Origin of the sequence: Pseudomonas sp. 57B-090624, assembly GCF_003234055.1 — a bacterium.
Lineage (GTDB): Bacteria > Pseudomonadota > Gammaproteobacteria > Pseudomonadales > Pseudomonadaceae > Metapseudomonas > Metapseudomonas tohonis.
The window spans coordinates 12632-38929 of record NZ_QKRU01000065.1 but is presented as its reverse complement, the minus strand read 5'-3'; the positions used below and the strand labels follow the sequence as shown (position 1 = coordinate 38929).

The 26298-nt window shown below is 67.1% G+C and carries 20 protein-coding genes and 1 pseudogene; 10 read left to right on the top strand and 11 right to left on the bottom strand.

Going from position 1 to position 26298, the window contains the following annotated elements; translation table 11 throughout:
• Positions 1-149 precede the first annotated feature (149 nt).
• The 7 genes from DMX10_RS25075 to DMX10_RS25045 all read left to right on the top strand — a co-directional run bounded on the left by DMX10_RS25075 (position 150) and on the right by DMX10_RS25045 (position 9057).
• Positions 150-1751, top strand: coding sequence for an ABC transporter substrate-binding protein (locus DMX10_RS25075; protein WP_111263645.1), 1602 nt, complete (start codon positions 150-152; stop codon positions 1749-1751).
• Positions 1752-1995: 244 nt separating this feature from the next.
• Positions 1996-3441, top strand: coding sequence for an OprD family outer membrane porin (locus DMX10_RS25070; protein WP_236204751.1), 1446 nt, complete (start codon positions 1996-1998; stop codon positions 3439-3441).
• Positions 3442-3486: 45 nt separating this feature from the next.
• The gene (locus DMX10_RS25065; RefSeq protein ID WP_111263643.1) at positions 3487-5067 is read left to right on the top strand and encodes an ABC transporter substrate-binding protein; all 1581 of its coding nucleotides are present in this window, start codon (positions 3487-3489) and stop codon (positions 5065-5067) included.
• Between the two features lie 114 nt (positions 5068-5181).
• Positions 5182-6192 (top strand): ABC transporter permease subunit, encoded by a 1011-nt coding sequence (locus DMX10_RS25060; RefSeq protein ID WP_021217741.1) that lies wholly within the window; start codon positions 5182-5184, stop codon positions 6190-6192.
• Positions 6193-6201: 9 nt separating this feature from the next.
• Positions 6202-7104, top strand: coding sequence for an ABC transporter permease subunit (locus DMX10_RS25055; protein ID WP_043244191.1), 903 nt, complete (start codon positions 6202-6204; stop codon positions 7102-7104).
• Between the two features lie 10 nt (positions 7105-7114).
• On the top strand, positions 7115-8086 hold the full coding sequence (locus DMX10_RS25050) for an ABC transporter ATP-binding protein (RefSeq protein WP_043244193.1): 972 nt from the start codon (positions 7115-7117) through the stop codon (positions 8084-8086).
• Positions 8086-9057, top strand: coding sequence for a peptide ABC transporter ATP-binding protein (locus DMX10_RS25045; RefSeq protein ID WP_111263642.1), 972 nt, complete (start codon positions 8086-8088; stop codon positions 9055-9057). The genes DMX10_RS25050 and DMX10_RS25045 overlap by 1 nt, the downstream gene beginning before the upstream one ends.
• Positions 9058-9197: 140 nt before the next feature.
• On the opposite strand, the gene DMX10_RS25040 is transcribed toward DMX10_RS25045, so the two are convergent.
• Complete coding sequence (locus DMX10_RS25040) at positions 9198-9833, bottom strand: LysE family translocator (protein ID WP_111263641.1); 636 nt, start codon at positions 9831-9833, stop codon at positions 9198-9200.
• Positions 9834-9964: 131 nt separating this feature from the next.
• Between DMX10_RS25040 and DMX10_RS25035 the strand changes: the two genes are divergently transcribed.
• Complete coding sequence (locus DMX10_RS25035) at positions 9965-10447, top strand: Lrp/AsnC family transcriptional regulator (protein ID WP_043244196.1); 483 nt, start codon at positions 9965-9967, stop codon at positions 10445-10447.
• Between the two features lie 81 nt (positions 10448-10528).
• On the opposite strand, the gene DMX10_RS25030 is transcribed toward DMX10_RS25035, so the two are convergent.
• The 5 genes from DMX10_RS25030 to DMX10_RS25010 form a co-directional block, all read right to left on the bottom strand.
• Entirely contained in the window at positions 10529-11455 is a 927-nt protein-coding gene (locus DMX10_RS25030) for a biotin-dependent carboxyltransferase family protein (RefSeq protein ID WP_111263640.1), read from the bottom strand.
• Positions 11452-12129, bottom strand: a complete 678-nt coding sequence (pxpB, locus tag DMX10_RS25025; RefSeq protein WP_111263639.1) for a 5-oxoprolinase subunit PxpB — start codon at positions 12127-12129, stop codon at positions 11452-11454. Before pxpB ends, DMX10_RS25030 begins: the two co-directional genes overlap by 4 nt.
• Positions 12126-12872 (bottom strand): 5-oxoprolinase subunit PxpA, encoded by a 747-nt coding sequence (locus DMX10_RS25020; RefSeq protein ID WP_111263638.1) that lies wholly within the window; start codon positions 12870-12872, stop codon positions 12126-12128. The genes pxpB and DMX10_RS25020 overlap by 4 nt, the downstream gene beginning before the upstream one ends.
• A 124-nt stretch (positions 12873-12996) precedes the next feature.
• Positions 12997-15615, bottom strand: a complete 2619-nt coding sequence (locus tag DMX10_RS25015) for a sulfite reductase flavoprotein subunit alpha (protein ID WP_111263637.1) — start codon at positions 15613-15615, stop codon at positions 12997-12999.
• Positions 15616-15835: 220 nt separating this feature from the next.
• The gene (locus DMX10_RS25010) at positions 15836-16999 is read right to left on the bottom strand and encodes a type III PLP-dependent enzyme (RefSeq protein ID WP_111263636.1); all 1164 of its coding nucleotides are present in this window, start codon (positions 16997-16999) and stop codon (positions 15836-15838) included.
• 563 nt (positions 17000-17562) lie between these two features.
• On the opposite strand from DMX10_RS25010, the gene DMX10_RS25005 reads away from it, so the two are divergent.
• Together DMX10_RS25005 and DMX10_RS25000 are read left to right on the top strand one after the other, a co-directional pair.
• Complete coding sequence (locus DMX10_RS25005) at positions 17563-19146, top strand: peptide chain release factor 3 (protein WP_111263635.1); 1584 nt, start codon at positions 17563-17565, stop codon at positions 19144-19146.
• Positions 19147-19230: 84 nt separating this feature from the next.
• Positions 19231-20019, top strand: a complete 789-nt coding sequence (locus tag DMX10_RS25000) for a TatD family hydrolase (protein ID WP_111263634.1) — start codon at positions 19231-19233, stop codon at positions 20017-20019.
• Between the two features lie 115 nt (positions 20020-20134).
• On the opposite strand, the gene DMX10_RS33750 is transcribed toward DMX10_RS25000, so the two are convergent.
• The 5 genes and pseudogenes from DMX10_RS33750 to DMX10_RS24980 all read right to left on the bottom strand — a co-directional run bounded on the left by DMX10_RS33750 (position 20135) and on the right by DMX10_RS24980 (position 26291).
• A complete protein-coding gene (locus DMX10_RS33750) occupies positions 20135-20839 on the bottom strand; it encodes a methyl-accepting chemotaxis protein (RefSeq protein ID WP_371921728.1) in 705 nt (234 codons plus the stop codon).
• Positions 20840-20992: 153 nt separating this feature from the next.
• A pseudogene (locus DMX10_RS33745) lies at positions 20993-21283 on the bottom strand (HAMP domain-containing protein); the annotation flags it as partial.
• A 1165-nt stretch (positions 21284-22448) separates the two neighbouring features.
• Positions 22449-23285, bottom strand: a complete 837-nt coding sequence (ampE, locus tag DMX10_RS24990; protein WP_111263632.1) for a regulatory signaling modulator protein AmpE — start codon at positions 23283-23285, stop codon at positions 22449-22451.
• Positions 23282-23845 (bottom strand): 1,6-anhydro-N-acetylmuramyl-L-alanine amidase AmpD, encoded by a 564-nt coding sequence (gene ampD / locus DMX10_RS24985; RefSeq protein WP_111263631.1) that lies wholly within the window; start codon positions 23843-23845, stop codon positions 23282-23284. Before ampD ends, ampE begins: the two co-directional genes overlap by 4 nt.
• Before the next feature lie 106 nt (positions 23846-23951).
• Positions 23952-26291, bottom strand: coding sequence for a DUF1631 domain-containing protein (locus tag DMX10_RS24980; RefSeq protein ID WP_111263630.1), 2340 nt, complete (start codon positions 26289-26291; stop codon positions 23952-23954).
• Positions 26292-26298: the final 7 nt, after the last annotated feature.

Here is a 26298-nt window from a genome sequence, read left to right as displayed (position 1 = left end):
TGTGTTCAGCACCTGACATGAACTCTAACGCCAAGAATGCAGGCTGTCAACAGCAATCTACGAAATTAAAATTGAAATGTAGATGCTGACCTACAACACCGAATCAACAGCCTTTTCCGAATACCCAAAAAGAACAAATTGAGGTTTGCATGCGCAAGAACACCCCCATCCAGGCCCTGCTCGCCGCAGGCCTGCTTCTCGGTTCCCCATTCGTTTCCGCCGCCAGCAACCTGGTGTTCTGCTCCGAAGGCAGCCCGGCGGGCTTCGACCCCGGCCAGTACACCACCGGCACCGACTTCGACGCGGCATCCGAAACCCTGTTCAACCGCCTGGTGCAGTTCGAACGAGGCAGCACCCAGGCCGTCCCCGCCCTCGCCGAGAAGTGGGACATCTCCCCGGACAACCTCAGCTACACCTTCCACCTGCGCCAGGGCGTGAAGTTCCACAGCACCGACTACTTCAAGCCCACCCGCGAGTTCGACGCCGACGACGTGCTCTTCACCTTCCAGCGCATGATCGACAAGGAGCACCCGTTCCGTAAGGCGTACCCCAGCGAGTTCCCCTACTTCACCGACATGGGCCTGGACAAGAACATCGCCAAGGTCGAGAAGGTCGACGCGCACACCGTGCGCTTCACCCTCAACAGCGTGGACGCGGCCTTCATCCAGAACCTGGCGATGCCCTTCGCCGTGGTGCATTCGGCCGAATACGCCGACCAGTTGCTCAAGGCCGGCAAGGCCGCCGAGCTGAACCAGAAGCCCATCGGCACCGGCCCCTTCGTGTTCAAGCGCTACCAGAAGGACGCGCAGATCCGCTTCGCCGGCAACAAGGACTACTGGCAGCCGGGCGAGGTGAAGATCGACAACCTGATCTTCTCCATCAATACCGACGCCTCCGTCCGCGCGCAGAAGCTCAAGGCCGGCGAGTGCCAGATCACCCTCAACCCGCGCCCCGCCGACCTCGAGTCGCTGAAGCAGAACGCCAAGCTGCAGGTGCCGTCGAACCCCGGCTTCAACCTCGGCTACATCGCCTACAACGTCACCCACGCGCCCTTCGACAAGGTCGAGGTGCGTCGCGCGCTGGACATGGCAGTGAACAAGCCCGCCATCATCGACGCCGTCTACCAGGGCGCCGGCCAGCTGGCGGTCAACGCCATGCCGCCCACCCAGTGGTCCTACGACGAGACCATCAAGGGCAGCGAGTACAACCCCGAGAAGGCCCGCGAGCTGCTCAAGGCCGCCGGCGTCAAGGAAGGCACCGAGATCACCCTCTGGGCCATGCCCGTGCAGCGCCCCTACAACCCCAACGCACGGCTGATGGCCGAGATGCTCCAGGCCGACTGGGCCAAGGTCGGCATCAAGGTGCGCATCGTCAGCTACGAATGGGGCGAGTACATCAAGCGCGCCCACGCCGGCGAGCACGACGCCATGCTGATCGGCTGGACCGGCGACAACGGTGACCCGGACAACTGGCTCGGCACCCTCTACGGCTGCGACTCGATCAACGGCAACAACTTCTCCAAGTGGTGCGACCAGGACTACGACAAGCTGGTCAAGCAGGCCAAGAACGTCACCGACCAGGCCCAGCGCACCGAGCTGTACAAGCAGGCCCAGCAGTTGCTGCAACGTGAAGTGCCGATCACCCCGATCGCCCACTCCACCGTCTACCAGCCCATGAGCAAGAGCGTGCAGGGCTTCAAGATCAGCCCCTTCTCCACCAACTCCTTCTATGGCGTTTCCAATGCGCCCTAGCCGCACCTGACGAACCCGGCGGGCCCCACGCCCGCCGGCTTTCGCGGCCCGTTCCGGGCCACTCCGTGAACCCCATCTCCATCCGACGCCAGATCGGAGGAGGCCTCTTTCATACCTGCCCCAACGAGTTCGCAAGGATGCAGCGCTTGCGCGCGTCGGCACCGGCTTGCCCGGCGTCGGCGGCAGTCCGCATGAGCGTTCCTTGTTTCGATGAAGAAGCGATAACAAAAAAGGAGCACACGTGATGAAATCCACCCCCTTCCAACGAGCAACCCTGGGATTGGCACTGATGGCTGCCAGCGCACACCTCTTCGCCGCCGAAGAGGAAAAGGTCCCGCCGGTGCCCGAGAACCCCAGCTACGCCGCCCAGGTGCAGAACATCCCGTCGGTGGAGAAACCGGTGAAGGGCCAGGCCGGCGCCACCGGCTTCCTCGAAGGCCAGAGCCTGACCCTGACCACCCGCAACTTCGCCGCCCGCGAGCAGATGAAGGACGGCTTCGGCTTCACCATCCCCAAGGATGACGGCCCGCAGCGCACCCACAGCCGCCGCGCCTGGGTGCAGGGCACCCAGCTGAAATACAGCTCCGGCTACACCGAAGGCACCATCGGCTTCGGCCTGGACGTGGCGGCCTTCAACGCCATCAACCTGGAACGCGGCAAGGGCCGCATCGGCGGTGGCGGCAACCGCACCCTGGCCGACAGCAACGGCCACGGCCAGGAGGAATGGTCCAAGCTCGGCGTCGCCAACGTGCGCCTGCGCGCCTCCAACACCGAGTTCAAGGCCGGCCGCTTCCTGGTGGACACTCCGGTGCTCAGCTACATCGACAACCGCGCCCTGCCCTCCAGCTTCACCGGCTACGCGGTGACCAGCGAGGAATTCGATGGCCTCGCCCTGCAGGCCGGCAGCTTCCGCCGCGCCAGCCCGCGTACCGGTGCCGGCGACGAAGCCTTCACCACCGAATACGGCACCCGTGAGGTCACGGGCGAGCACATGCATTACCTCGGCGGCAACTACAAGCCGCTGGATAACCTCGAGGTCGCCGTATACGCCGGCCGCTTCGAAGACGTCTGGGACCAGTACTACCTGAGCGTGGCCCACGACCTGGGCGACCGCGAGACCCTGTCCCTGCGCACCGCCTTCAACGGCTACCGCACCCGCGACACCGGCGACCGCAAGGCCGGCTACATCGACAACGACACCTTCAGCCTGGCCTTCACCCTGGCCCACCAGGCCCACGCACTGACCCTGGCCTGGCAGCAGGTCGACGGCAACGAGTACTTCGACTACATCCACGAGACCGCCGCCATCTACCTGGCCAACTCCCTGCTCTCGGACTACAACAGCCCCAACGAGAAGTCCGCGCAGATCCGCTACGAGACCGACTGGAGCTACTTCGGCATCCCCGGTTTCTCCACCACCGCCTGGTACGCCAAGGGCTGGGACATCGACGGCACCCACTACGACGGTGACCGCAACGGCGCCTACGGCAACTACGCGGAAGTGCGCGCCATGGACGACGAGCACCACCGCGAATACGGCCTGATGGCGGCCTACAAGGTGCAGAGCGGGACCATCAAGGACAGCACCTTCAAGGTCACCTACATGTCCCACAAGGCGAGCAAGCAGCAGATCGACGGCAGCGTGAACGAGCTGCGTATCGTCAGCACCTTCCCCTTCGACCTGCTCTGACATGGATGCGGCGCCGGCCCCGAGCCGGCGCCTGGAGGATTCGACATGAAGCTACGTTACCTGCCCCTGCTGGCAGCCCTCGCCGCCGCCAGCGCCCAGGCCCAGAACCTGGTGGTCTGCACCGAAGCCGCGCCCGAGGGCTTCGACATCGTGCAATACACCGGCGCGGTGACTGCCGACGCCACCGCCGAGACCGTGTTCAGCCGCCTGCTGGCCTTCAAGCCCGGCACCACCGAGCTGATCCCCGGCCTGGCCACCAGCTGGGAGATCAGCGACGACGGCCTGGTCTACACCTTCCGCCTGCGCCCGGACGTGAAGTTCCACGCCACCGACTGGTTCACCCCCAGCCGCCCCTTCAACGCCGACGACGTGGTCTGGACCTTCCAGCGCGCCCTCGACCCCAAGCACCCCTGGCACGAGTCGGCGCAGCGCGGCTACGCCTACTTCGACGCCATGGGCATGCGCGAGCTGATCAAGTCCGTGGAGAAGGTCGATGCGCTCACCGTGCGCTTCACCCTCACCCACCCGGAGGCGCCCTTCCTGGCGGACATGGCCATGCCCTTCGCCTCCATCTACTCGGCCGAGTACGGCGACCAGCTGCTGGCCGCCGGCAAGACCAACCAGCTCAACCAGTTGCCCGTCGGCACCGGCCCCTTCGTCTTCGCCCGCTACGCCAAGGACGCCCAGGTGCGCTACAAGGCCAACCCGGACTACTTCCGCGGCAAGCCCGAGATCGACAACCTGGTGTTCGCCATCACCCTCGACCCCAACGTGCGCTTGCAGAAGGCGCGGGCCGGCGAGTGCCAGGTGGCGCTCTACCCGAAACCCGAGGACGTCGCCGGCGTGCGCACGGACAGCCGCCTGGCGGTGGACGAGATCGACGCCCTGCTGACCACCTACGTGGCCATCAACACCCAGCACAAGCCGCTGGACGACACCCGAGTGCGCCAGGCCATCAACCTCGCCATCGACAAGCAGGCGATGATCCGCGCGGTGTTCGGCGAGGGTAACGCCAGCGTGGCGGTCAACCCCTTCCCGCCGACCCTGCTGGGCTACAACCATGCGATCGAGGATTGGCCGCACGACCCGGAGAAGGCCCGCGCGCTGCTCGCCGAGGCCGGGGTGAAGGACCTGAAGATCACCCTCTTCATCCGCAACGGCACCTCGCCTACCATCCCCAACCCCGCGCTGGCGGCACAGATGATGCAAGCGGATCTGGCCAAGGCCGGCATCCAGATGACCATCCGTTCGCTGGAATGGGGCGAGCTGCTCAAGCGCTCCAAGGGCGGCGAGCACGACATGGTGCTGCTGGGCTGGGCCGGCGACAACGGCGACCCGGACAACTTCCTCAGCCCCAACCTGTCGTGCGCGGCGGCCGAGTCCGGGGAAAACCAGGCGCGCTGGTGCGACCAGGCGTTCGAAACGCTGATGCAGAAGGCCCGCACCATCAGCGAGCCGGCGGAACGGGCGAAGCTCTATGAACAGGCCCTGGAGGTTTTCCACCGTGAATCCCCATGGATTCCCCTGGCACACCCTAAGCTGTTCAATGTGCGCCGGAGCAACATCGAGGGCTATGTGATCAGCCCTCTGTCCAACAACAACTTCGCCACCACCCGGGTGAAGTAACGGCGGCCCCGCGGCGGTCCAACCCATCGCCGCGAGACGCCCGACAACAAGAACAGCGCCCGCCCACCGTTACCCACGGAAGCGGGCGTGATACCTGAGGAGTCAACCCCCGAGATGCTCAGTTTCATCGCCCGCCGACTGGGGCTTCTGATCCCCACCTTCTTCGGCATCACCCTGCTCACCTTCGCGCTGATCCGCCTGATACCCGGCGACCCGGTCGAAGTGATGATGGGCGAACGCCGGGTCGACCCCGAAATGCATGCCCAGGCGATGACCCGCCTCGGCCTCGACAAGCCCCTGCGCGAGCAGTACTTCGACTACATCGGCAAGCTCGCCAAGGGCGACCTGGGCGAATCCCTGCGCACCCGCGAAAGCGTCTGGCACGAGTTCCTCACGCTGTTCCCCGCGACCCTGGAACTGGCCCTGGCCGCCCTGCTGTTCGCCGGCACCCTGGGCCTGCTGGCCGGGGTGATCGCGGCGCTCAAGCGCGGCTCGCTGTTCGACCACGGGGTGATGGGCATCTCGCTGGCGGGCTACTCCATGCCGATCTTCTGGTGGGGCCTGCTGCTGATCATGTTCTTCTCCGTCTGGCTCGGCTGGACACCGGTCTCCGGGCGCATCGACCTGCTCTACGACATCGAGCCGGTCACCGGCTTCATGCTCATCGACACCTTGCTTTCCGATGAGGAAGGCGCCTTCCTCGACGCCCTGCGCCACCTGATCCTGCCGGCCATCGTGCTGGGCACCATCCCGCTGGCGGTGATCGCCCGCATGACCCGCTCGGCCATGCTCGAGGTGCTGCGCGAGGACTACGTGCGCACCGCCCGCGCCAAGGGCCTGTCGCCGGCCCGCGTGGTCTTCGTCCACGGCCTGCGCAACGCGCTGATCCCGGTGCTCACGGTGTTCGGCCTGCAGGTCGGCACGCTGCTGGCCGGTGCCGTGCTCACCGAAACCATCTTCTCCTGGCCGGGTATCGGCAAATGGCTGATCGAGTCGATCGGCGCCCGCGACTACCCGGTGGTGCAGAACGGCATCCTGCTGATCGCCTGCCTGGTGATCCTGGTGAACTTCGTCGTGGACGTGCTCTACGGCTTCGCCAACCCACGCATCCGCCACCAGCGCTGAGGACCCGACATGACCATCGCTCAGAACACGGTCGAACCGGCCATCCTCTACCCCTCGCCGATGAAGGAATTCTGGCGGGCCTTCTCCCACAACAAGGGCGCCGTCGGCGGTCTTGCCTTCATGATCCTCATCGTGATCTGCGCGCTGTTCGCGCCCTGGATCGCGCCCTACGACCCCAGCGAGCAGTTCCGCGACGCCCTGCTCACCCCGCCGGCCTGGCTCGAAGGCGGCCAGTGGCAGTTCGTGCTCGGCACCGACGAACTGGGCCGCGACCTGCTCTCGCGGCTGATCCACGGCGCGCGCCTGTCGCTGCTCATCGGCCTCGCCTCGGTGGTGATGTCGCTGCTGCCCGGTATCCTGCTGGGCCTGATCGCCGGCTTCGCCCCGCTGCTGGGCATGCTGATCATGCGCCTGATGGACATCATGCTGGCCCTGCCCTCGCTGCTGCTGGCGGTGGCCATCGTCGCCATCCTCGGCCCAGGGCTGATCAACACCGTGATCGCCATCGCCATCGTCTCGCTGCCCTCCTACGTGCGCCTGACCCGCGCCGCGGTGATGGTCGAGCGCAACCGCGACTACGTCACCGCCTCGCGCCTGGCCGGTGCCGGCATCTTCCGCCTGATGTTCATCACCGTGCTGCCCAACTGCATGGCGCCGCTGATCGTCCAGGCGACCCTGAGCTTCTCCTCCGCCATCCTCGATGCCGCGGCCCTCGGCTTCCTCGGCCTCGGCGTGCAACCGCCGACCCCGGAGTGGGGAACCATGCTGGCCTCCGCCCGCGACTACATCGAGCGCGCCTGGTGGGTGGTCTCGCTGCCCGGCCTGACCATCCTGCTCAGCGTGCTGGCGATCAACCTGATGGGCGACGGCCTGCGCGACGCGCTGGACCCGAAACTCAAGAATGCCGTCTGAGGAGCCCACCATGAGCCTTCTGGATATCAAGAACCTCGGCGTGCGCTTCGGCGACGCCAATGCGGTACCGGTGGTCGACGGCCTCGACCTTTCCGTGAACAAGGGCGAGGTGCTGGCCATCGTCGGCGAGTCCGGCTCCGGCAAGTCGGTGACCATGATGGCGCTGATGGGCCTGATCGACGCCCCCGGCAAGGTCACCGCCGACAGCATGCAGTTCGACGGCACCGACATGCTGCGCCTGAAGGGCAAGCAGCGCCGGCACATCGTCGGCAAGGACCTGGCCATGGTCTTCCAGGACCCCATGACCGCCCTCAACCCCAGCTACACCGTAGGCTTCCAGATCGAGGAAGTGCTGCACCAGCACCTCGGCCTCAAGGGCCGGGCCGCCCGCCAGCGCGCGCTCGAACTGCTCGAACGGGTGGAGATCCCCGGCGCCGCCAGCCGCCTCGACGCCTACCCGCACCAGCTCTCCGGGGGCATGAGCCAGCGCGTGGCGATCGCCATGGCCATCGCCGCCGAACCCAAGCTGCTGATCGCCGACGAGCCCACCACCGCCCTCGACGTCACCATCCAGGCGCAGATCATGGACCTGCTGCTGGACCTGCAGCGCGACCACGGCATGGCCCTGGTGCTGATCACCCACGACCTGGCCGTGGTCGCCGAGACCGCCGACCGCGTCTGCGTGATGTACGCCGGCCAGGCCGTGGAGATAGGCGAGGTGCCGCGCCTGTTCGACGCGCCCACCCACCCCTACACCGAAGCGCTGCTCAAGGCGATTCCCGAACACAGCCAGGGCCAGCGCCGCCTGGCCACCCTGCCCGGTATCGTCCCCGGCCGCTACGACCGGCCCCATGGCTGCCTGCTGTCGCCACGCTGCCCCTACGCCCAGGCCAGCTGCCGCGAACGCCGCCCCGGCCTGGACCCGCACGACCACGGCGCGGTGCGCTGCTTCTTCCCCCTTAATCTCGGCGAGGTGGCCTGATGAGTGCCGTACTGACCGCCCGTGACCTGACCCGTCACTACGACATCTCCCGTGGCCTGTTCAAAGGCACGGCCACGGTGCGCGCCCTCAATGGCGTGTCCTTCGAACTGCAGGCCGGCAAGACCCTCGCCGTGGTCGGCGAATCCGGCTGCGGCAAGTCCACCCTGGCCCGCGCCCTGACCCTGATCGAGATCCCCAGCTCCGGCTCGCTGCAGATCGCCGGGCAGGAAGTCACCCGCGCCAACGGCGCCCAGCGCAAGCAGATGCGCCGCGACGTGCAGATGGTGTTCCAGAACCCCTACGCATCCCTCAACCCACGGCAGAAGATCGGCGACCAGTTGGCCGAGCCGCTGCTGATCAACACCCAGCTGTCCCGCGCCGAACGCCGCGAGCAGGTGCAGGCGATGATGCAGCAGGTGGGCCTGCGTCCCGAGCACTACCAGCGCTACCCGCACATGTTCTCCGGCGGCCAGCGCCAGCGCATCGCCCTGGCCCGCGCCATGATGCTCAACCCCAAGGTGCTGGTGGCGGACGAACCCACTTCGGCGCTGGACGTCTCCATCCAGGCCCAGGTGCTCAACCTGTTCATGGACCTGCAGGAACGCTTCAACACCGGCTACGTGTTCATCTCCCACAACCTCTCCGTGGTGCAGCACGTGGCCGACGACGTGCTGGTGATGTACCTCGGCCGCCCGGCGGAGATCGGCCCGGCGGAACTGATCTACAGCCGCCCGCTGCACCCCTACACCCAGGCGCTGCTCTCGGCCACGCCGACCATCCACCCGGACCCGGCCAAGCCGAAGATCAAGATCGTCGGCGAACTGCCCAACCCCCTCGACCCGCCCAGCGGCTGCGCCTTCCACAAGCGCTGCCCCTACGCCACCGAACGCTGCAAGGTGGAAGTCCCCGAGCTGCGCCCGCTGGACGCCCGCCAGGTGGCCTGCCACCACGCCGAAACCATCGCCCCGTAACCCCGCCCCACGAACCCCATCGCCACGATGGGGTTCGCTGGCCCGTGATGACCGCTCTGTAGGAGCGAATTCATTCGCGATGCCCGTAGGTCGGGTGAAACCCGACACATACATCCCCTGTCACGCGGGTTTCACCCGCCCTACATCTCCCGCAACAGCGCCAGCCTGACCCCGAAGCCCACCAGCACACCACCGAACAGCCATTGCTGGATGCGCTGGGCCAGCGGTCGCCTGCCCAGCCAGCGCCCGATGCCGGCACCGGCCAGCGCATAGCAGGCATCGAAGGCCAGGCCCACGCCCACCAGCACCGCACCCAGCAGGGTGAACTGGGCGAACAGCGGCCCCGCCGCCGGGTCGACGAATTGCGGCAACAGCACCGAGCAGAACAGCAGCGCCTTGGGGTTGAGCAGGTTGGTCAACAGCCCACGGCGGATCGCCGGCCACCAGGCACCGCCCAGGGGAACACCTTCTCCTCCGGGGCCCGCCACCAGGTCCGAAGCCGGCGTCTGCAGGATGCGCACGCCGATCCACAGCAGGTAGGCCGCACCAGCGAGACGCACCAGGTCGAAGGTCCAAGGCGCGGTGCGGAACAGCACCGCCAGGCCCAGACCCGCCAGCGCCACATGGCAGGCGCGCGCCACTGCCAGCCCCAGCGTCGTGGCCAGCGCCAGGGCGCGGCCCTGGCGGGCACCGGTCTGCAGCAGCAGGATCATGTCCGGCCCCGGCAGCAGGTAGGCCACTGCCAGGGCCATCAGGAATACGCCGATGTCCGCCATCACCTTCTCCTCCACGTCTGTGAGAGGAAAATTCTATGCCCGAAGGCCAGGGCAGGTGCTTGCGTATTCCGCCACGAAGAGGATACTGTTTAGCACGAACAAACACTTATCCACAGTATGACCATCCACTTATGCCAAATCTCAAACTGGACGCCTTCGACCACAAGATCCTCGCCGCTCTCCAGCGCGATGGCCGCCTGAGCAACGTGCAATTGGCCGAGGAGATCGGCCTGTCGCCCTCTCCCTGCCTGCGCCGGGTGCGCCTGCTGGAGGAAGCCGGGGTGATACGCGGGTACCAGGCCGACCTGGATCGCTACGAAGTGGGGCTGGGCCTGACGGTGTTCGTCGGCATCAAGGTCGAGCGCCACAGCCCCGACCGCGCCGACGCCTTCCGCGAGGCGGTGGTGCTGCTGCCGGAAGTGATCTCGGTGCACCTGGTGTCCGGCGAGGCGGATTTCCTGCTGCAAGTGGTGGTGCCGGACCTGCGCGCCTACGAACTCTTCCTCACCAACCACCTGATCAAGCTGCCCGGCGTCAGCGACATCCGCAGCAACTTCGCCATCCAGACGGTGAAGGCACCGGGCCCATTGCCCCTCAACCACCTGCCGAGGTGATACACCGGCGGCTCCCTTCCCGTGCTGAAGCACGGGCTGCGGAACGAAACGGCTCTTGTAGGTCGGGTGCAACCCGACGCCCTACGAACCGGCGCCGAAGAAGCGGCGGAACGCACGCACCTCGGCCTGTACCGCCGAGATATCCACAGCCTGGAAACGCAGCCTCTGGTGCGCCGCGCACTGGGCCAGGCGGTCGCAGTCCCGGGGGTGCAGCCAGCCGAGGATGGGGTAGCCGCCCATGGTCTGTTGGTCGGCCTGGAGGATGATCGGCTGGCCATCCGGCGGGACCTGCACGGTGCCGCGCACCACGCCCAGGGACCATTGCCGCTGCGGCGCACGGATCGCCTCGCCCTGCAGGCGCGCACCCATGCGATCCGATTGCGGGCTGAGCTGCCAGGGCCGCTCGAAGAAGGCCTGCAACTGGTCGTTGGCGAACTGCCCGGCATCGCCGCCGAGCATCACCCGCAGCGGCCGCTCGGCGCGGTAGTCCGGCTGCCAGGGCCAGGGCACGCTGGCGCCACGCTCGAAGTGACCGCCCCCGCCCGGCAGCAGGTCGCCGTCGGCCAGCCTCGCGCCCCGGCCGCCCAGCCCGCCGAGGCCTTCGCGCACCTGGCAGGCGACGCTGCCCAGCACCGGCTCGACACGGAAGCCACCGGCGATGGCGAGGTAGGCCCGCTGGCCGCTGCGGGCGAACCCCAGCGTCAACCGCTGCCCGGCGCGCAGCGCGAAGCGTGACCAGTTGGGCCGTGCCTCGCCATCCAGGGTGATGGGCAGGTCCGCGCCGCACAGTGCCACCCAGGTGTCGCCGAGGCTCTCCAGCTCGACGCCGCCCAGGGCGATCTCGACCAGGGGGCGGCCCGGCGCATTGCCCAGCAGGCGGTTGGCCCAGGCAGCGGCATGACGATCCATGGGCCCGGCCGGCGACACACCCAGGTGTTGCCAGCCCTGACGGCCGCTGTCCTGCAGCAGGCTCAGCGGCCCGGCCTTCAGCAGGCGCAGGCCGTTCATGGCTCGCCCCGCTCGCGGCGATAGGTGGGTTCGTCGATGGGCACGAAGCGCACGCAGTCCCCCAGTGCGAGCGGGCACGGGGGCTCGCTCACCGGATCGAACAGCGGTCGGGGGCACAGGCCCAGCAGGTGCCAGCCACCCGGTGAGGCCTGTGGATAAATCGCCGTCTGCCGCTCGGCGATGGCCAGGCTGCCCGCCGGCACCCGCGTGCGCGGACTGCTGCGACGCGGCAGGGCAAGGCGCCTATCGACCTCGCCCAGGTAGGCGAACCCCGGCGCGAAACCGATGGCACCGACCCGGTAGAGGGTGGCGCTGTGCAGCTCGATCACCTCGGCCGGGTCCAGCCCGCAGGCCTGCGCCACCCAGGCCAGGTCCTCGCCGCCATACCAGACGGGCATTTCGTGCACGCGCCCTGCCTGCTCGGGCACCGTCGTCCGCTGCCACTGCTGCAGCAGCGGCTCCAGGTCGGCGGCCAGCTGCGTGGGATCGGTGCGCAGCAGGTCGTAGTGCAGCAGCAAGGTGGTCCAGCCCGGCACCAGGTCGCGGAGCTGGCAACCCAGGCGCTGGTGGATGGAGTCGGCGAGCTGCGCGATACGAAGCGGCAGGCGCGCATCCGGCTCGTCGGCCAGCACCAGCAGCAGCGCCTCGGCGCCGACCGGCTCGATGCGGATCACAAGGCGTCCAGATGGGCTCGCAGGCGTCGCAGCACCGCCAGGGATCCGGGGTTGTCGCCGTGCACGCAGAGGCTGTCGGCCACCAGTTGCAGGGGCTTGCCGTCGATATCGACGAACGCCTCGCCCCGGGCGATGGCCACCGCCTGGGCGATGATGCGCTCGGGGTCATGGTGCACGGCACCCTCCAGCCGGCGCGGCGCCAACTGGCCATCGGACAGGTAGGCGCGATCGGCGAAGGCTTCGAACATCAGCGGCACGTCGGCGGCATCGGCCAGCCGCAGCTCGCGACGGTTGTCGGCCAGGGCCAGCACCATCAGCGGCAGGCCCTTGCGGTAGCTGGCGCAGGCGTCGAGCACCGCCTCCAGCAGGGCGTCGTTGCGCACCAGGTCGTTGTACAGCGCGCCGTGGGGCTTTACATAGGCGACCTGGGTGCCGGACGCGCGACAGAACGCATCCAGCGCGCCGATCTGGTAGAGCACCAGGGCACGCACCTCGTCGGGCGGCAGCTCCATGCGCCGACGGCCGAAGCCGACCAGGTCCGGGTAGGCCGGGTGGGCGCCGATGGTCACGTCGTGGTCCACGGCCAGCTCGACGGTGCGCAGCATGGTCATGGGATCGGAGGCGTGGAAACCGCAGGCCAGGTTGGCCTGGTCCACCAGGGGCATGGCGTGCTCGTCGTCGCCCATGGCCCAGGCGCCGAAGCTTTCACCCATGTCGCAGTTCAGCAGGATTCGATTTTTCATCGCCTGATTATGGCGACAGCGGGCGGGCTGTGCGAGATGGGGCTATCCACAGGTCGATCGCGCCCGTAGCCCGGGCTTCAGCCCGGGAAGCACACCCGGGCCTGAAGCACAGCCCATGAACCGATCAATACACGTCGCGGCGGTAGCGGCCTTCGGCGGCGAGACGGTCCAGGCCCTCGTCACCCAGGAGCTCGCGCAGGACACCATCGACACCGTCGGCCATGCCCTGCAGGCTGCCGCAGATATAGAACACCGCGCCCGCCTCGACCCAGGCACGGACCTCGGCGCCGGCTTCGCGCAGGCGATCCTGCACATAGACCTTGTGTGCCTGGTCGCGGGAAAAGGCCAGGTCCAGCCGCTCCAGCTCACCACTGGCCAGCCAGCCTTCGATCTCGTCGCGGCAGTAGTAGTCGTGGGCCTGGTTGCGCTCGCCGAACAGCAGCCAGTTGCGGCCGTTGCCGGCGGCGACGTTGGCCTTGAGCAGCGCACGCAGGCCGGCGATGCCGGTGCCGTTGCCGATGAAGATGGCCGGGCGCTCGCCTTCCAGGCGGTGGAACCGGGCGTTGCGACGCAGGCGCAGCGGCAGGCTGGCGCCGGTCGGCAGGTAATGGGTGAGCCAGCCGGAGGCGATGCCCAGGGTCCCGTCGGCGTGCTGCTCCTGGCGCACGATCAGCTCCAGGGCGCCGTCGCTTTCCAGGGAGGCGATGGAGTACTGGCGCACCGAGAGCACGATCAGCGCATCCAGCAGCGCCTGCGGGTGCAGGCCCACCAGGTGCTCGAAGGAGTCCGGCAGCAGGCGCGCGCCCAGGGCCTGGCGCAGGGGCTGGGCGATGCCGTCCACGGTGACCGGGGCCTCGCCGTCGAGGCCATGCTGGTCGAGCCAGCGCTGGATGCGCGAGTCGGCCTGCCGCGGGAGGATCTCCACCAGGTCGCCGGCCTGCCAGCTGATCCGGCTGCCCGCCGGGGCACCCAGGCGCAGCAGCCAGGTGGATTCACCCTGGCTGCCGGGGTTGAGGTGTTCGCGAGCGTCCAGGGTCCAGGTTTCGAAAGGCTGCTCGGTCCATGCCGGCACCAGGCTGGAGCCGGACAGGCCGGCCAGTCGTTGCTGCCAGCTCTGCAGCGCGCCGGCATCGCCGTTGTCCACTTCCACCGTATCGAACAGGGGGTTGGCGCCCTGCCCCTGGAGCCAGGCCTGCAGGCGGTGGGCGAAGCCACAGAAGTGCCGGTACTGGCGGTCGCCCAGGGCGAGCACGGCAAAACGCAGGTCAGCCAGTTGCGAAGCCTGGCCCAGCACTTTGCGTTCAAAGCTGCGAGCGGCGTCCGGGGCCTCGCCGTCGCCAAAAGTGCTGACCACGAACAGGGCATTGCGCGCCTCGGCCAGTTGCCCGGCGTCCAGCTCGCCCAGTTGCTGCACACGCACCGGGAGGCCGGCGGCCTGCAGCTGCCCCGCACTCTGCCAGGCGAGCTGCTCGGCGAAGCCGCTCTGGCTGGCGAAGCCGATCAGCCAGGGCTCGCCGTCACCGCCCTGGCCGAGGCCACCACGAGCCGCCTTGATCGCGCGCTTCTTGCGCCGGCGGTCGAGGTAGAGCAGCCAGCCGGTGATGAAGAACAGCGGCATGGCGAGGCTCGCCAGCATCATCAGGATGCGCCCGGGCAAGCCGAAGTACTCGCCCACGTGCAGGGCGTAGATGCTGGTGAGCAGCTGCGCCTTGAAGCTCTTCTCGGCGTAGCGCTCGACGCGGGCGACCTTGCCGGTGGCCGGGTCGAGGGTGATCTGGTTCAGCGCGCGCGGGTGGGCGGCATCCTCCAGCAGGAAGAACACCGTCGCCGGCTGGCCGCCCACCGGGGGCAGGCGCAGGTTGTAGGCGGTCATGCCGGGGCCGGCCGCCTCGCGGATGCTGGCCCAGACGGCGTCGTAGTCCACCACCAGCGGCGGGCCCGACGGGGCTTGCTGCATACCCGGGCGGCCGCCTTCGCGGCGCTCGCCACGGCCTTCACCACGGCGCTCGCCCGGCTTGCCCTGCTGCTGTTCGACGGGTGCATCGGCCAGCAGGCGCTGCAGACCGGCGCGGTACCACTCGTAGGACCAGAACAGGCCGGTGAGTGCGGCCAGGAGGTAGAGCGCCAGGCACCAGGTGCCGGCCACGGCGTGCAGGTCCCAGTTGAAGCTGCGGCCCTTGCGCGCCCAGTCCAGGGTCAGCCAGGCGCGCCAGCTGCCGGCCTGGCGCGGCCAGCGCAGGTAGAGGCCGGAGAGGCAGAAGAAGATCAGTGCCAGGGTGCTGGCGGCGGTGATCTGCTTGCCGGTCTCGCCCATGGCGAGGAAGCGGTGCAGTTGCAGCATCAGGCCGAAGAACGGCTGGCCAGCCGGTTCGCCCAGCAATTCTCCGCTGTAGGGATCGAACCAGCGCATGGGGCCACGGCGCTCGCCGGGCGGTGGCATGAAGAACACCCGTGCGGCCTTGCCCGATTGGGTCTCGACCCAGAGCCCGGACACCTGCTTGCCCTCGGCGGCCTCGATCCTGCGCACCAGTTCGGCCGGCGGCAGCACGCCGGCGTCCCGCACCTCGACGCGCAGGGTATCGGCGTTGAGCCATTCGAGGATTTCGTCCTGGAAGCTGTAGGCGGCGCCAGTGACGCCCATGACGGACAACACCAGGCCGGCACTGATGCCGAGGAGCCAGTGCAACTGGAACAGGACTTTCTTGAACACGGTGACCCCTTGTGGAAAACAGACAGCCGCCATCAGCCGGTCGGACGGAGGCCATGGATTCTCAGATGGGATGCGATTCTATTTGAGAATAAGTTTCACAAACAGAGTGTTCGACGCGTTTTACTTTCTATTTACCTTCGCCCGTAGCCGGCATGCCGCGACGGCACGGGCTCCTGGGCAGCCGCTGCGGTCCCAGGTACCACGAGGGCATAAAAAAGCCTGCCGGAGCAGGCTTTTTCCTTCGGGCCGGCGCTTACAGGTAGAAGGCCTTCAGCGGCGGGAAGCCGTTGAACTCCACCGCGCTGTAGCTGGTGGTGTACGCACCGGTGGAGAGCCAGTAGAGGCGGTCGCCGCTGGCCAGGTTCAGGGGCAGGCCGTACTTGTAGTTCTCGTACATGATGTCGGCGCTGTCGCAGGTCGGGCCGGCGATGACCACTTCTTCCATCTCGCCCTTCTTCTCGGTCCAGATGGGGAACTTGATGGACTCGTCCATGGTTTCGATCAGGCCGGAGAACTTGCCCACGTCGGTGTAGACCCAGCGCTCCACGGCGGTGCGCGACTTGCGTGCCACCAGTACCACTTCGCTGACCAGGATGCCGGCGTTGGCGATCAGCGAGCGACCCGGCTCCAGGATGATTTCCGGCAGCTCGTCGCCGAAGTCTTCCTTGAGGAAGCGGGTGATCTCCTCGGCGTAGGTCTCCAGGGCGTTGGTGCGCTGGATGTAGTTGGCCGGAAAGCCACCGCCCATGTTGATCATCTTCAGGGTGATGCCGTCTTCTTCCTTGAGGCGCTCGAAGATCACCTTGACCTTGGCGATGGCGGCGTCCCACACGTCGATGTCGCGCTGCTGGCTGCCCACGTGGAAGGACAGGCCGTAGGGTTCCAGGCCCAGCTGCTTGGCGAGGATCAGCAGGTCCAGGGCCATGTCGGGGTTGCAGCCGAACTTGCGCGACAGCGGCCAGTCGGCGGAGGTGGAACCCTCGGTGAGGATGCGCACGTAGATCTTCGAGCCCGGCGCAGCCTTGGCGATGTTGCGCAGGTCCGCCTCGGAGTCGGTGGCGAACAGGCGCACTCCCTTCTCGAAGAAGTAGCGGATGTCCTTGGCTTTCTTGATGGTGTTGCCGTAGCTGATGCGCTCCGGGCCGACGCCGGTCTTCATCACCTTGTCCAGCTCGTAGATGGAGGCGATGTCGAAGTTGGAGCCCTTGTCGCGCAGCAGCTCGGTGATCTCGGTGGCCGGGTTGGCCTTGACCGCGTAGTAGATCTTGGCGAAGGGGAAGCAGCCGACCAGTTGGTCATAGGCATCGGCGATGGTCTGCTTGTCGATGACCACGAAGGGGGTTTCGTGCTGATCGGCGAATGCCTTCATGCGCTGGAAAGTGGCGGGTGCGAAATAGTCTTCGACCTTGATCGACATACTGGGGCTCCATTGGGCAAAAAACACAAAAGTTGCAAGGGATGGGCTTGGTGCGAAAAGCCTGAACGTCTAATCCGTTTCCCCACTTTGGTTCGCCTACTTCCCAAGGCATGTCGCCGAGGATCTACAGCCTTGCGGCTGCCAACCTCTCGTCGTCAGTACTTGAGCCGGATGGATCGTTTCCAGCATGGACGTTCGGGCGCGAACTTTAGGACCATGGGAAGCGCAGATCAATCAAAAAATGCCGCTTTATCGCATCCCTTTGTCGCGTTACCTGTTGACTGTTCTGTATTCAAAACAAACCGTCATGGAATGCTGCACAAAACCGCTGCCGGCGGCCTTCGCAGCGCATCGGGGCGTGCTCGGGCCAGGCGATCATGGCCCTCTTTTCTGACAGACCGATGATGCCCGCGAGGGTTCAGGCGCATCGCCCCGAGGGGTGCCGAAAAGGCCGGGCACGCCGCCTGCGACATGCGGACTGATCCACCGGGCGTTTCCCGCTATAATTCCGCGCTTTTCGGGCCGCGCATGGCCTGCAACCGTTTCCAGCCAGGCACATATCCATGACCATCCAGGCCGCCGAAGTCGCCAAACGCCGCACCTTCGCCATCATTTCCCACCCCGACGCCGGTAAGACCACCATCACCGAGAAGCTCCTGCTGATGGGCAAGGCGATCGCGGTCGCCGGTACGGTGAAGTCGCGCAAGTCCGACCGCCACGCGACCTCCGACTGGATGGAGATGGAGAAGCAGCGCGGCATCTCCATCACCACCTCGGTGATGCAGTTCCCCTACCGCGAGCACATGATCAACCTGCTCGACACCCCCGGCCACGAAGACTTCTCCGAAGACACCTACCGCACCCTGACCGCGGTGGACTCGGCGCTGATGGTCCTCGACGGCGGCAAGGGCGTGGAGCCGCGCACCATCGCCCTGATGGACGTGTGCCGCCTGCGCGATACGCCCATCGTCAGCTTCATCAACAAGCTGGACCGCGACATCCGCGACCCCATCGAGCTGCTCGACGAGATCGAGGCGGTGCTGAAGATCAAGGCCGCGCCCATCACCTGGCCCATCGGCTGCTACAAGGACTTCAAGGGCGTCTACCACCTGGCCGCCGACAAGATCATCGTCTACACCCCGGGCCACGGCCACGAGCGCACCGAGATCAAGGTGATCGAGAAGCTCGACTCGGACGAAGCCCGCGCGCACCTGGGCGACCTCTATGACAACTTCGTCGAGCAACTCGAGCTGGTACAGGGTGCCTGCCACGAGTTCGATGAAGAGGAGTTCCACCAGGGCCGCATGACCCCGGTGTTCTTCGGCACCGCGCTGGGCAACTTCGGCGTCGACCAGGTGCTCGACGCCGTGGTCGACTGGGCCCCGCGCCCGCTGTCGCGCGCCGCCCACGAGCGCGTGGTGGAGCCGACCGAGGAGAAGTTCTCCGGCTTCGTGTTCAAGATCCAGGCGAACATGGACCCCAAGCACCGCGACCGCATCGCCTTCATGCGCATCTGCTCGGGCAAGTACGAGAAGGGCATGAAGATGCGCCACGTGCGCCTGGGCAAGGACGTGAAGATCGCCGACGCGCTGACCTTCTTCTCCAGCGAGCGCGAGCAGCTCGATGAAGCCTTCGCCGGCGACATCATCGGCCTGCACAACCACGGCACCATCCAGATCGGCGACACCTTCACCGAAGGCGAGGCGCTGGGCTTCACCGGTATCCCGCACTTCGCCCCCGAGCTGTTCCGCCGCGTGCGCCTGAAGGACCCGCTGAAATCCAAGCAGCTGCGCCAGGGCCTGCAGGAACTGGCCGAGGAAGGCGCCACCCAGGTGTTCTTCCCCGAGCGCAACAACGACATCATCCTCGGCGCGGTCGGCGTGCTGCAGTTCGACGTCGTCGCCAGCCGCCTGAAGGAGGAATACAAGGTCGAGTGCGCCTACGAGCAGATCAACGTCTGGTCGGCGCGCTGGATCGAGTGCAAGGACGAGAAGAAGCTCAAGGAGTTCAAGGACAAGGCCATGGAGAACCTCTCCGTGGACGGCGGCGGCCACCTCACCTACCTGGCCCCGACCCGCGTCAACCTGGCCCTGATGGAAGAGCGCTGGCCGGACATCAAGTTCCGCGCCACCCGCGAACACCACTGATCGCGAGCGCCGATCGAGGCGCCGCTTCCCGGCGGCGCCTCTGGGCTAGGCTGTACCCCATCCCCTGATGCGACCGCCGCCCCGATGCTGATCGACACCCACACCCACCTGGACTTTCCCGAGTTCGACGCCGACCGCGCCGAGGTGCTCGACCGCGCCCGTGCGCTGGGCGTGAAGCGTCAGGTGCTGATGGGCGTGACGCGGGGCAATTGGCAACGTATCTGGGAGCTGGCCACCACCCAGGACGACCTCTACGCCGCGTTCGGCCTGCACCCCATCTACCTGGGCGAACACCAGCCTGCCCACCTGGATGAACTGCGCACGATGCTCCTGGCCCATGCCGGGCACCCCAAGCTCTGCGCGGTTGGCGAGATCGGCCTGGACTATTACCTCGAAGACCTCGACCGCGACGCCCAGCAGGCGCTGTTCGAGGCCCAGCTCGCCATCGCGGCCGACGCACAGTTGCCGGTGCTGCTGCACGTGCGCAGAAGCCACGCGGCAGTGATCGCCACCCTCAAGCGCTTCCGCCTGCAACGGGCCGGCATCGTCCACGCCTTCGCCGGCAGCGTCGAGGAAGCGCGCGAGTACCTGAAGCTGGGCTTCCGCCTGGGCCTCGGCGGCGCCCCCACCTGGCCCCAGGCCAACCGCTTGCGCAAGGTGGTGCCGCAGTTGCCGCTGGAAGCCATCGTGCTGGAGACCGATGCCCCGGACATGGCGCCGTCCATGCATCCGCAGCAACGCAACAGCCCCGAGTACCTGCCGGACATCTGCGCCAATCTCGCCGACTTGCTGGGCATCCCCCCGGACGCGCTAGCCGCCGCCAGCAGCCGCAACGCCTGCGAGCTGTTCGGCTGGGAGCCCCTCCCGGGCTGAAGCCCGGGCTACGAAGCTCCACAGGCCAGATGTAGGGTGGGCTTCAGCCCACCGGCGGCGCCTCCAATAAACGAAAAAGCCCGCCAATCGGCGGGCTTTTGCGTGGCGCACCGGATCAGACGCGGAACGCGCCGATCAGCTGCTTGAGCTGCGCAACCTGCTCGGAAAGCTGGCGGCTGGCCTGCTCGGTCTGGCTGGCGCCCAGGGCGGTGCGCTCGCCGGCGCTGTTGATCTCGACGATGTTCTGGTCGATGTCGTGGGCCACGGCGGTCTGCTGCTCGGCAGCGGCGGCGATCTGCTGGTTCTGGTCGACGATCATGCCCACCGCCCCCAGGATGTTCTCCAGCGCCTGCTGCACGCGGCCGGACTGGTTGACGGTGCCGTCGGCCATCTGGTGGCTGGTGTTCATCGCTTTGACCGCCGCGCCAACGCCGCCCTGGAGCTTGGCGATCATCTGCTCGATCTCCTCGGTCGACTGCTGGGTGCGCTTGGCCAGGGTACGGACCTCGTCGGCCACCACGGCGAAGCCGCGACCCTGTTCACCGGCGCGGGCGGCCTCGATGGCGGCATTGAGCGCCAGCAGGTTGGTCTGCTCGGCGATGCCCTTGATCACCTCCAGCACGCGGCTGATGGAGGCGCTGTCGGAGGCGAGCTGGTTGATCACGTTCACCGACTGCTCGATCTCCTGGGCCAGGCGCTCGATGCTGCCAAGCTGGGATTCCACCAGGGCGCGGCCGCTGACGGTCTCCTCGTTCACGCTGTGCGCGCTGTTCACTGCGGCGGCGGCACTGCGGGCGACCTCCTGGGCAGTGGCGGACATCTCGTTCATCGCCGTGGCCACCTGCTCGATCTGGCTGCGCTGGCCGGCGACGGCCTGGTTGCTCTCCTCCGAGACGTTCTGCACGCGTCCCGCCTGGCGCTCGACCTCGACGACGGTCTGGCCGACCAGCTCGATCAGGTCATGGATCTTCGCCACCGTGCCGTTGAACACCTGGCCCAGCTCGCCCAGCTCATCGCGGCTCTGGGCGCGGAAGTTGACGGTCATGTCGCCGGCGGCGACCTGGTCCATGACCCGGCCGAGGCTCTTGAGGGTGGTGCGGGTGGAGACGTAGAAACCGCTGTAGAGGTAGACGATGGCGAGGAACACCACCACCAGGGCGACCACCAGCAGCACGGTCTGGGCGCGCTTCTCGCCGAGGCGCTTTTCCAGCTCGCTCTTGAGGAAGCCGAGCGCGGCGTCATTGAGCTGGTAGGTCTTGTCCATCTGCGCGGTGGCCTGGTCGTAGAACTGCGGCCAGGGGGTGTCGAGGGTGTCGGCCATGATCACCTGGTCCTCGAACAGCGTGGCGCTCTGCTTGAGGGTCTCGCGGCTGGCGTTGCCGAGGTCGGCCAGGGCCGCCTGGGCGCGCGGGTTGCCGTTGAGGGCGTCCTGGATCTTCAGGCCGTATTCGGAGCCGATCTTCTCCAGCTCCAGCAGCAGGTCGTCCAGCTTGGTGCTGGCGGCGGAATTGAGGAAACCCTGGCCCAGGGAGTAGGCGCCGATGGCGCGCCCCTTGCTGATGGCGGCGGTGACGGTCGAGGTGACCCCGGTGACCAGCTCGGCCACCTGGCGCACGTCGCGCTGGCTGTCCTGGCTGAGGCCGGCCTGGCTGGCGACCAGCTTGATGAACACCTGGGCGTTGCCCAACTGCTTCTCGATCATGGCGCTCTTGCTCTGCAGGGACGTCTCTTTACCGGCCGCCTGCAGGCCCTTGAGCATCTCCTCGCGCTTGTTGTTGAACTCGGCGACCTGTTCCGGATCGGTGGTGACGGGTGCGAGTTTCTCGAGGGCGTCGGCCAGGTCCTTCTCCAGCTTGCCGATGCGCGTATCGAGATCGCCGGCCTGCCCGGACTGGCCGATCAGCGAATTGATCAGCACCAGGTCGTTGAGGTTTTCCAGGTTGCGCCGGATGCCCTGGCTGGCGCCCAGCAGATCGAGGCTTTCCAGCTCGGAACGGGTGCTGACGAATTCCTGGTAGGACTCGCGCACCAGGTAGAAGTTGGTGACCAGCATCGGCAGGAAGAACAACACGCTGATCAGACTGAATTTCATGCCGAAGCTGAGGCGATTCATCAGCGCGATGGCCGGATACAACACGGTCTTCACAAGACGTCTCCTGTTTCCTAATTATTCTTATGGGTCGCCTCGGGGGCGGCCAAGGATCGCATCTGGCAGTGCGGCCGTCCCAGATCGTCCGACCTGTGGGTGACAGATAAGGACTAACGATGCCGCGCAATAAACGTGATGCATGTCACGAAATGCCCGACAAGGTGCAGGAACTGTGTACCTGATATCGGCGGAACATTCTGTAACTTAAGGTTAAGAACGCTCGGAGCGCGACCCGGCAGGCGCGGGCCGGACCGGCGGCATTGCGCCGCCGGTCGCATCGTCAGAACAGAAGGGTCCAGAGGGCGAAGCCGGCGTACCAGAGCACGGCGGCCCGGACCAGCAGGTGCCAGAGCGCATCCAGGCTGGCCACGCCCGCCTCACCGGCCGTGTCGTCCGGCAGCTCGCCGGCGGCGCGCCCGGCGATGACCACGAAGCGCTCGGCGGCGATGTCCCAGTTCAGCAACTCATGCAGCAGCACGCGGCTGACCGCGACGAAATTGCCCACCAGCGAGAAGCTCGCTGCCAGCACCCGCACCGGCACCCAATCGAAGGCATGGCGCATCTGCGCGGCACGCTCGCGCAGGGCGGGCTCCTCGGCGTGCTCGGCGGCCAGGGCCAGCAGGCGATAGGCCAGGGCCGCAACCGGGCCCAGCAGGAAGTACCAGAAGATCACCGCGAAGAAGCTCTGGTAGGCCTGCCAGACGAGATGCCCCTGAACCCGCAGCAGCAGGTCATCGCCCTCTTCCACCTCGAGGCCCAGGTCACGCTCGGCGACATGGTAGGCGCCCTGTACGTCACCCCGGCGCCAGGCATCGCGGAAGGAGCCGAGGTCCGCCTGGACGTCACCGCGCCCGAGGGCGTAGATCACCACCAGCAGGTGCAACGGCAAGGCCAGCCAACCATAGGCGAGCGGTTGCAGGGCCATCAGCAAGAGGGCCAGGACCACCAATGGCAGCACCACCAGCAGGCCGAGGATCGCCCAGGGGCGCCCGGCCAGGCGCGGGTTGCCGGAAAGGCGGGCCAGCTGGCGCAGCCAGGGCCCGTCCTGCTGGATGCGCTGGCGCAGGCTGGAGAACTTCTCCACCCAGAGCACCAGCAGGAGAACCAGGAAACTCATGCGTCTACCTCCTTGTCGTGCAGGCTGGCGCGAAAGCGCGCCCAATCGAATCCGGGACCGGGATCGGTCTTGCGCCCGGGAGCGATGTCGCTGTGCCCCCGGACACGCTCCGGGGTGATCCCGGGATAGGCGCGCAGCAGGCCGCGCGCGAGCTGGCCGAGCACGGTGTACTGGGCCTCGGAATAGGGCTGGTCGTCGGTGCCCTCCAACTCGATGCCGAGGGAAAAGTCGTTGCAGTTCTCACGCCCCTCGAAGAAGGACTTGCCGGCATGCCAGGCGCGGTCCAGGCAGGAGACGAACTGGGTGACGGCGCCGTCGCGCTCGATGAGGAAGTGCGCCGAGACCTGCATGGCGGCGATGTCGGCGAAGTAGGGATGCTCGGCGGCGTCCAGCCGGTTCTGGAAGAACTGCTGGACCTTGCCGGTGCCGAACTGGCCGGGCGGCAGGCTGATGTTGTGGATGACCAGCAGGGAGATCTCCCCCTCCGGGCGGGCATTGAAGTTCGGCGAGGGGCAGTGGCGGGCGCCTTGGCACCAACCTGTCGCGGGGTCCGGCTGCATGGTGGGCTCCTTGGTTGGCGGACACTCTAGAGCAGGCGAAGCCCAGGGCCAAGGCCCTGAAACGACGACGCCCGGCAAGCCGGGCGTCGGGGGGCGGAGCGAGGGATCAGGCGCCCTTGAGTCGGCGCAGGTTGCCGATGACCGACTCCAGCGCGCGGTCGAACAACAGGGCGTCGTCCAGCAGGCGGATGGCCTGGCGGCGGAACTCGACGGCCAGCCCCATGCGGGTCTTCTCCAGCACCTTCATGCCGGTGCGGTTGACGAAGATGTACTTGCCGGTGGGCTTGATGATGGCCGCCAGCTTGCAGCGCACCTTGTGCTCCTCGTCTTCCTGGAACTCGACCCAGCTGCCGACACGCAGGTTGTCGACCTGGTCCAGGGCCTCGTCGTCATCCGGCAGGGCGGCTTCGGGCTCGGGCGCACGGGTCTCGCCCGGTGCGAGCAGGACGATCTCCTCGACCACCTCGACCATCGCCGGCGCTTCGGCGGGCATGCCCACCTCCAGGTCGGCGGGCAGGTCGAGCAGGGGCATCTCGATTTCCGCGATGACGCCCGGCTCCTGGCCTTCCTCGGCGTCCACCACCGGAGCCGGTACGGGCTCGGTCTCGACGCGCTTGAAGCGCTGGAAGGCCTGCACGTGCAGGGTTTCCAGCTGGCTGAAGAATTCGCTGGTGGAGAACGGGTCGAAAGCGGCGCTGGTCAGCCCCTCGCGCAGCGCCTTGAGCAGGCCGGGGACCAGTTCCAGGAGGCGCATGCGTGCCTCGGGCGCTTCGTGGGACTCCACGCTCCAGATCAGGTCGTCCATGGTCGACAGGGTGGCCTGCCATTCCTCGGAGCCGACGCCGTGCTTGAGGCAGGTCAGCAGCATGACCTTGCTCCAGGCCTCCTGCAGCAGGCGCACCACCACTTCGGGCAGGGTGCGGCCCAAGAGACGCTCGTTCAGGGCCTGCTCGACCTGCTGGCGTGCCAGCTCGGCCTTGGCGCGACCTTCCTCGGCATCACGGGTGCGCTGTTCCAGCAGATCACTGCGACGGCGCTCGTCACCGGTGTAGGCGAGGAAGTCGGACAGCAGGTCGGAGAAGATGGTCGGGTCGTCGACGAAATCGTTCAGCAGGCGCAGCACGACCTGCTCGATGCGCTGGTACAGGGCATCGCGCTGGACGTCGTCCTGCTCGCTCCAGCCCATGGCGGCCGAGGCGATCTCGTTGAGCAGCCGGCGCGCCGGGTGGCTGCCACGGCTGAAGAAGGTCTTGTCCAGCACCGCGACCTTGAGCATCGGAATCTGCAGGCGGCCGATCAGGGCCTTGAGCGAATCCGGCAGGGAGCGGTCATCGAGGATGAACTCGAAGAGCATCGACACCAGGTTGATGACGTCGTCGTCCACCTGGCCCACGACACGGGACTTGCCGCTCTTGGCGCTGGCACGGGTGAGCAGGTTGTCGAGCTGGAAGCGCAGGTCGACATCACTCGCATTCTGCGCAGGCAGGTGCTGCTGGAGGTGCGAGAGCAGGCGCATCAGGTCGTTGCTGGTGATGGGCACCGCATCGGCCGGTACCTCGCGACGCCCCATGCCGATCCCGGCGCCGGTACCGGAACCCCGGACCTGGGACAGCAGCTCCTGGAGGGCGCCGAAGACTTCCTGCACGCCTTCGTCCATGTAGGCGCCTTCACCGGCAACCTGGCCACCTTCGGCGGCCTGGGCGGAGCGGGCGGCACCCGGGGCGCGCCCCTGGGGACGACGGGCCGGCGGCGCGGACTTGAGCTCGGGCAGCACACCGGCGGTGATCAGCGCCTGGTTGGATTCGGCGTAGAGCTGGTCGAGGTCGCTGAGGACGTACTTCTCGAACAGCTTGAAGATGATCAGCTTGACCTTGATCTCCACGCCCAGGCTGCGGCAGGCATCGAGGAAGGCTTCGCACAGCGCGCGCGGGCCGAGCGGGTTGCTCTTGTCCTCGATCTTCTTGGTGACCAGGGTGTTGAGGCGGGTGGTCAGGTGGCCAAGGGCGATGCCGTCGCGGCTCATCACCTTGGCGACCATGGCGTCGAGGGCGACGGACTCTTCCAGCTCGTCGTTCTGCACCAGGCTCAGGCTTTCGAAGGAGACCGCATCCAGCACCGGCGGCTTGCCGATCTCGTACTGGTTGAGGTTGGAGAAGGTCTCGAACACTTTCTGCAGGAAGCCGCGCTCAATGCTCTTGCGCTTCAGGCGCAAGTCGCGCATCGCCTCGAAGAAGGCGTTCTGCTCGGCGTTGCTGGTCGCACGGTCGGCCATCTGGAAGAGGGTGTCGTCCGCGTTGTCGAATAGCGCCTGCAGCGCTTGCTTCAGCTGTTGTGCAGCCTTGTCGCGCACCTGGATAAGTGCCACGGGCAGCCTTCCTACCGGCGAAGTTGGCGATAGCTCGGAGGCGCCCTTGTTCAGGGGCACCACGTTCGCGTCGGTCTGCATAGCGAAT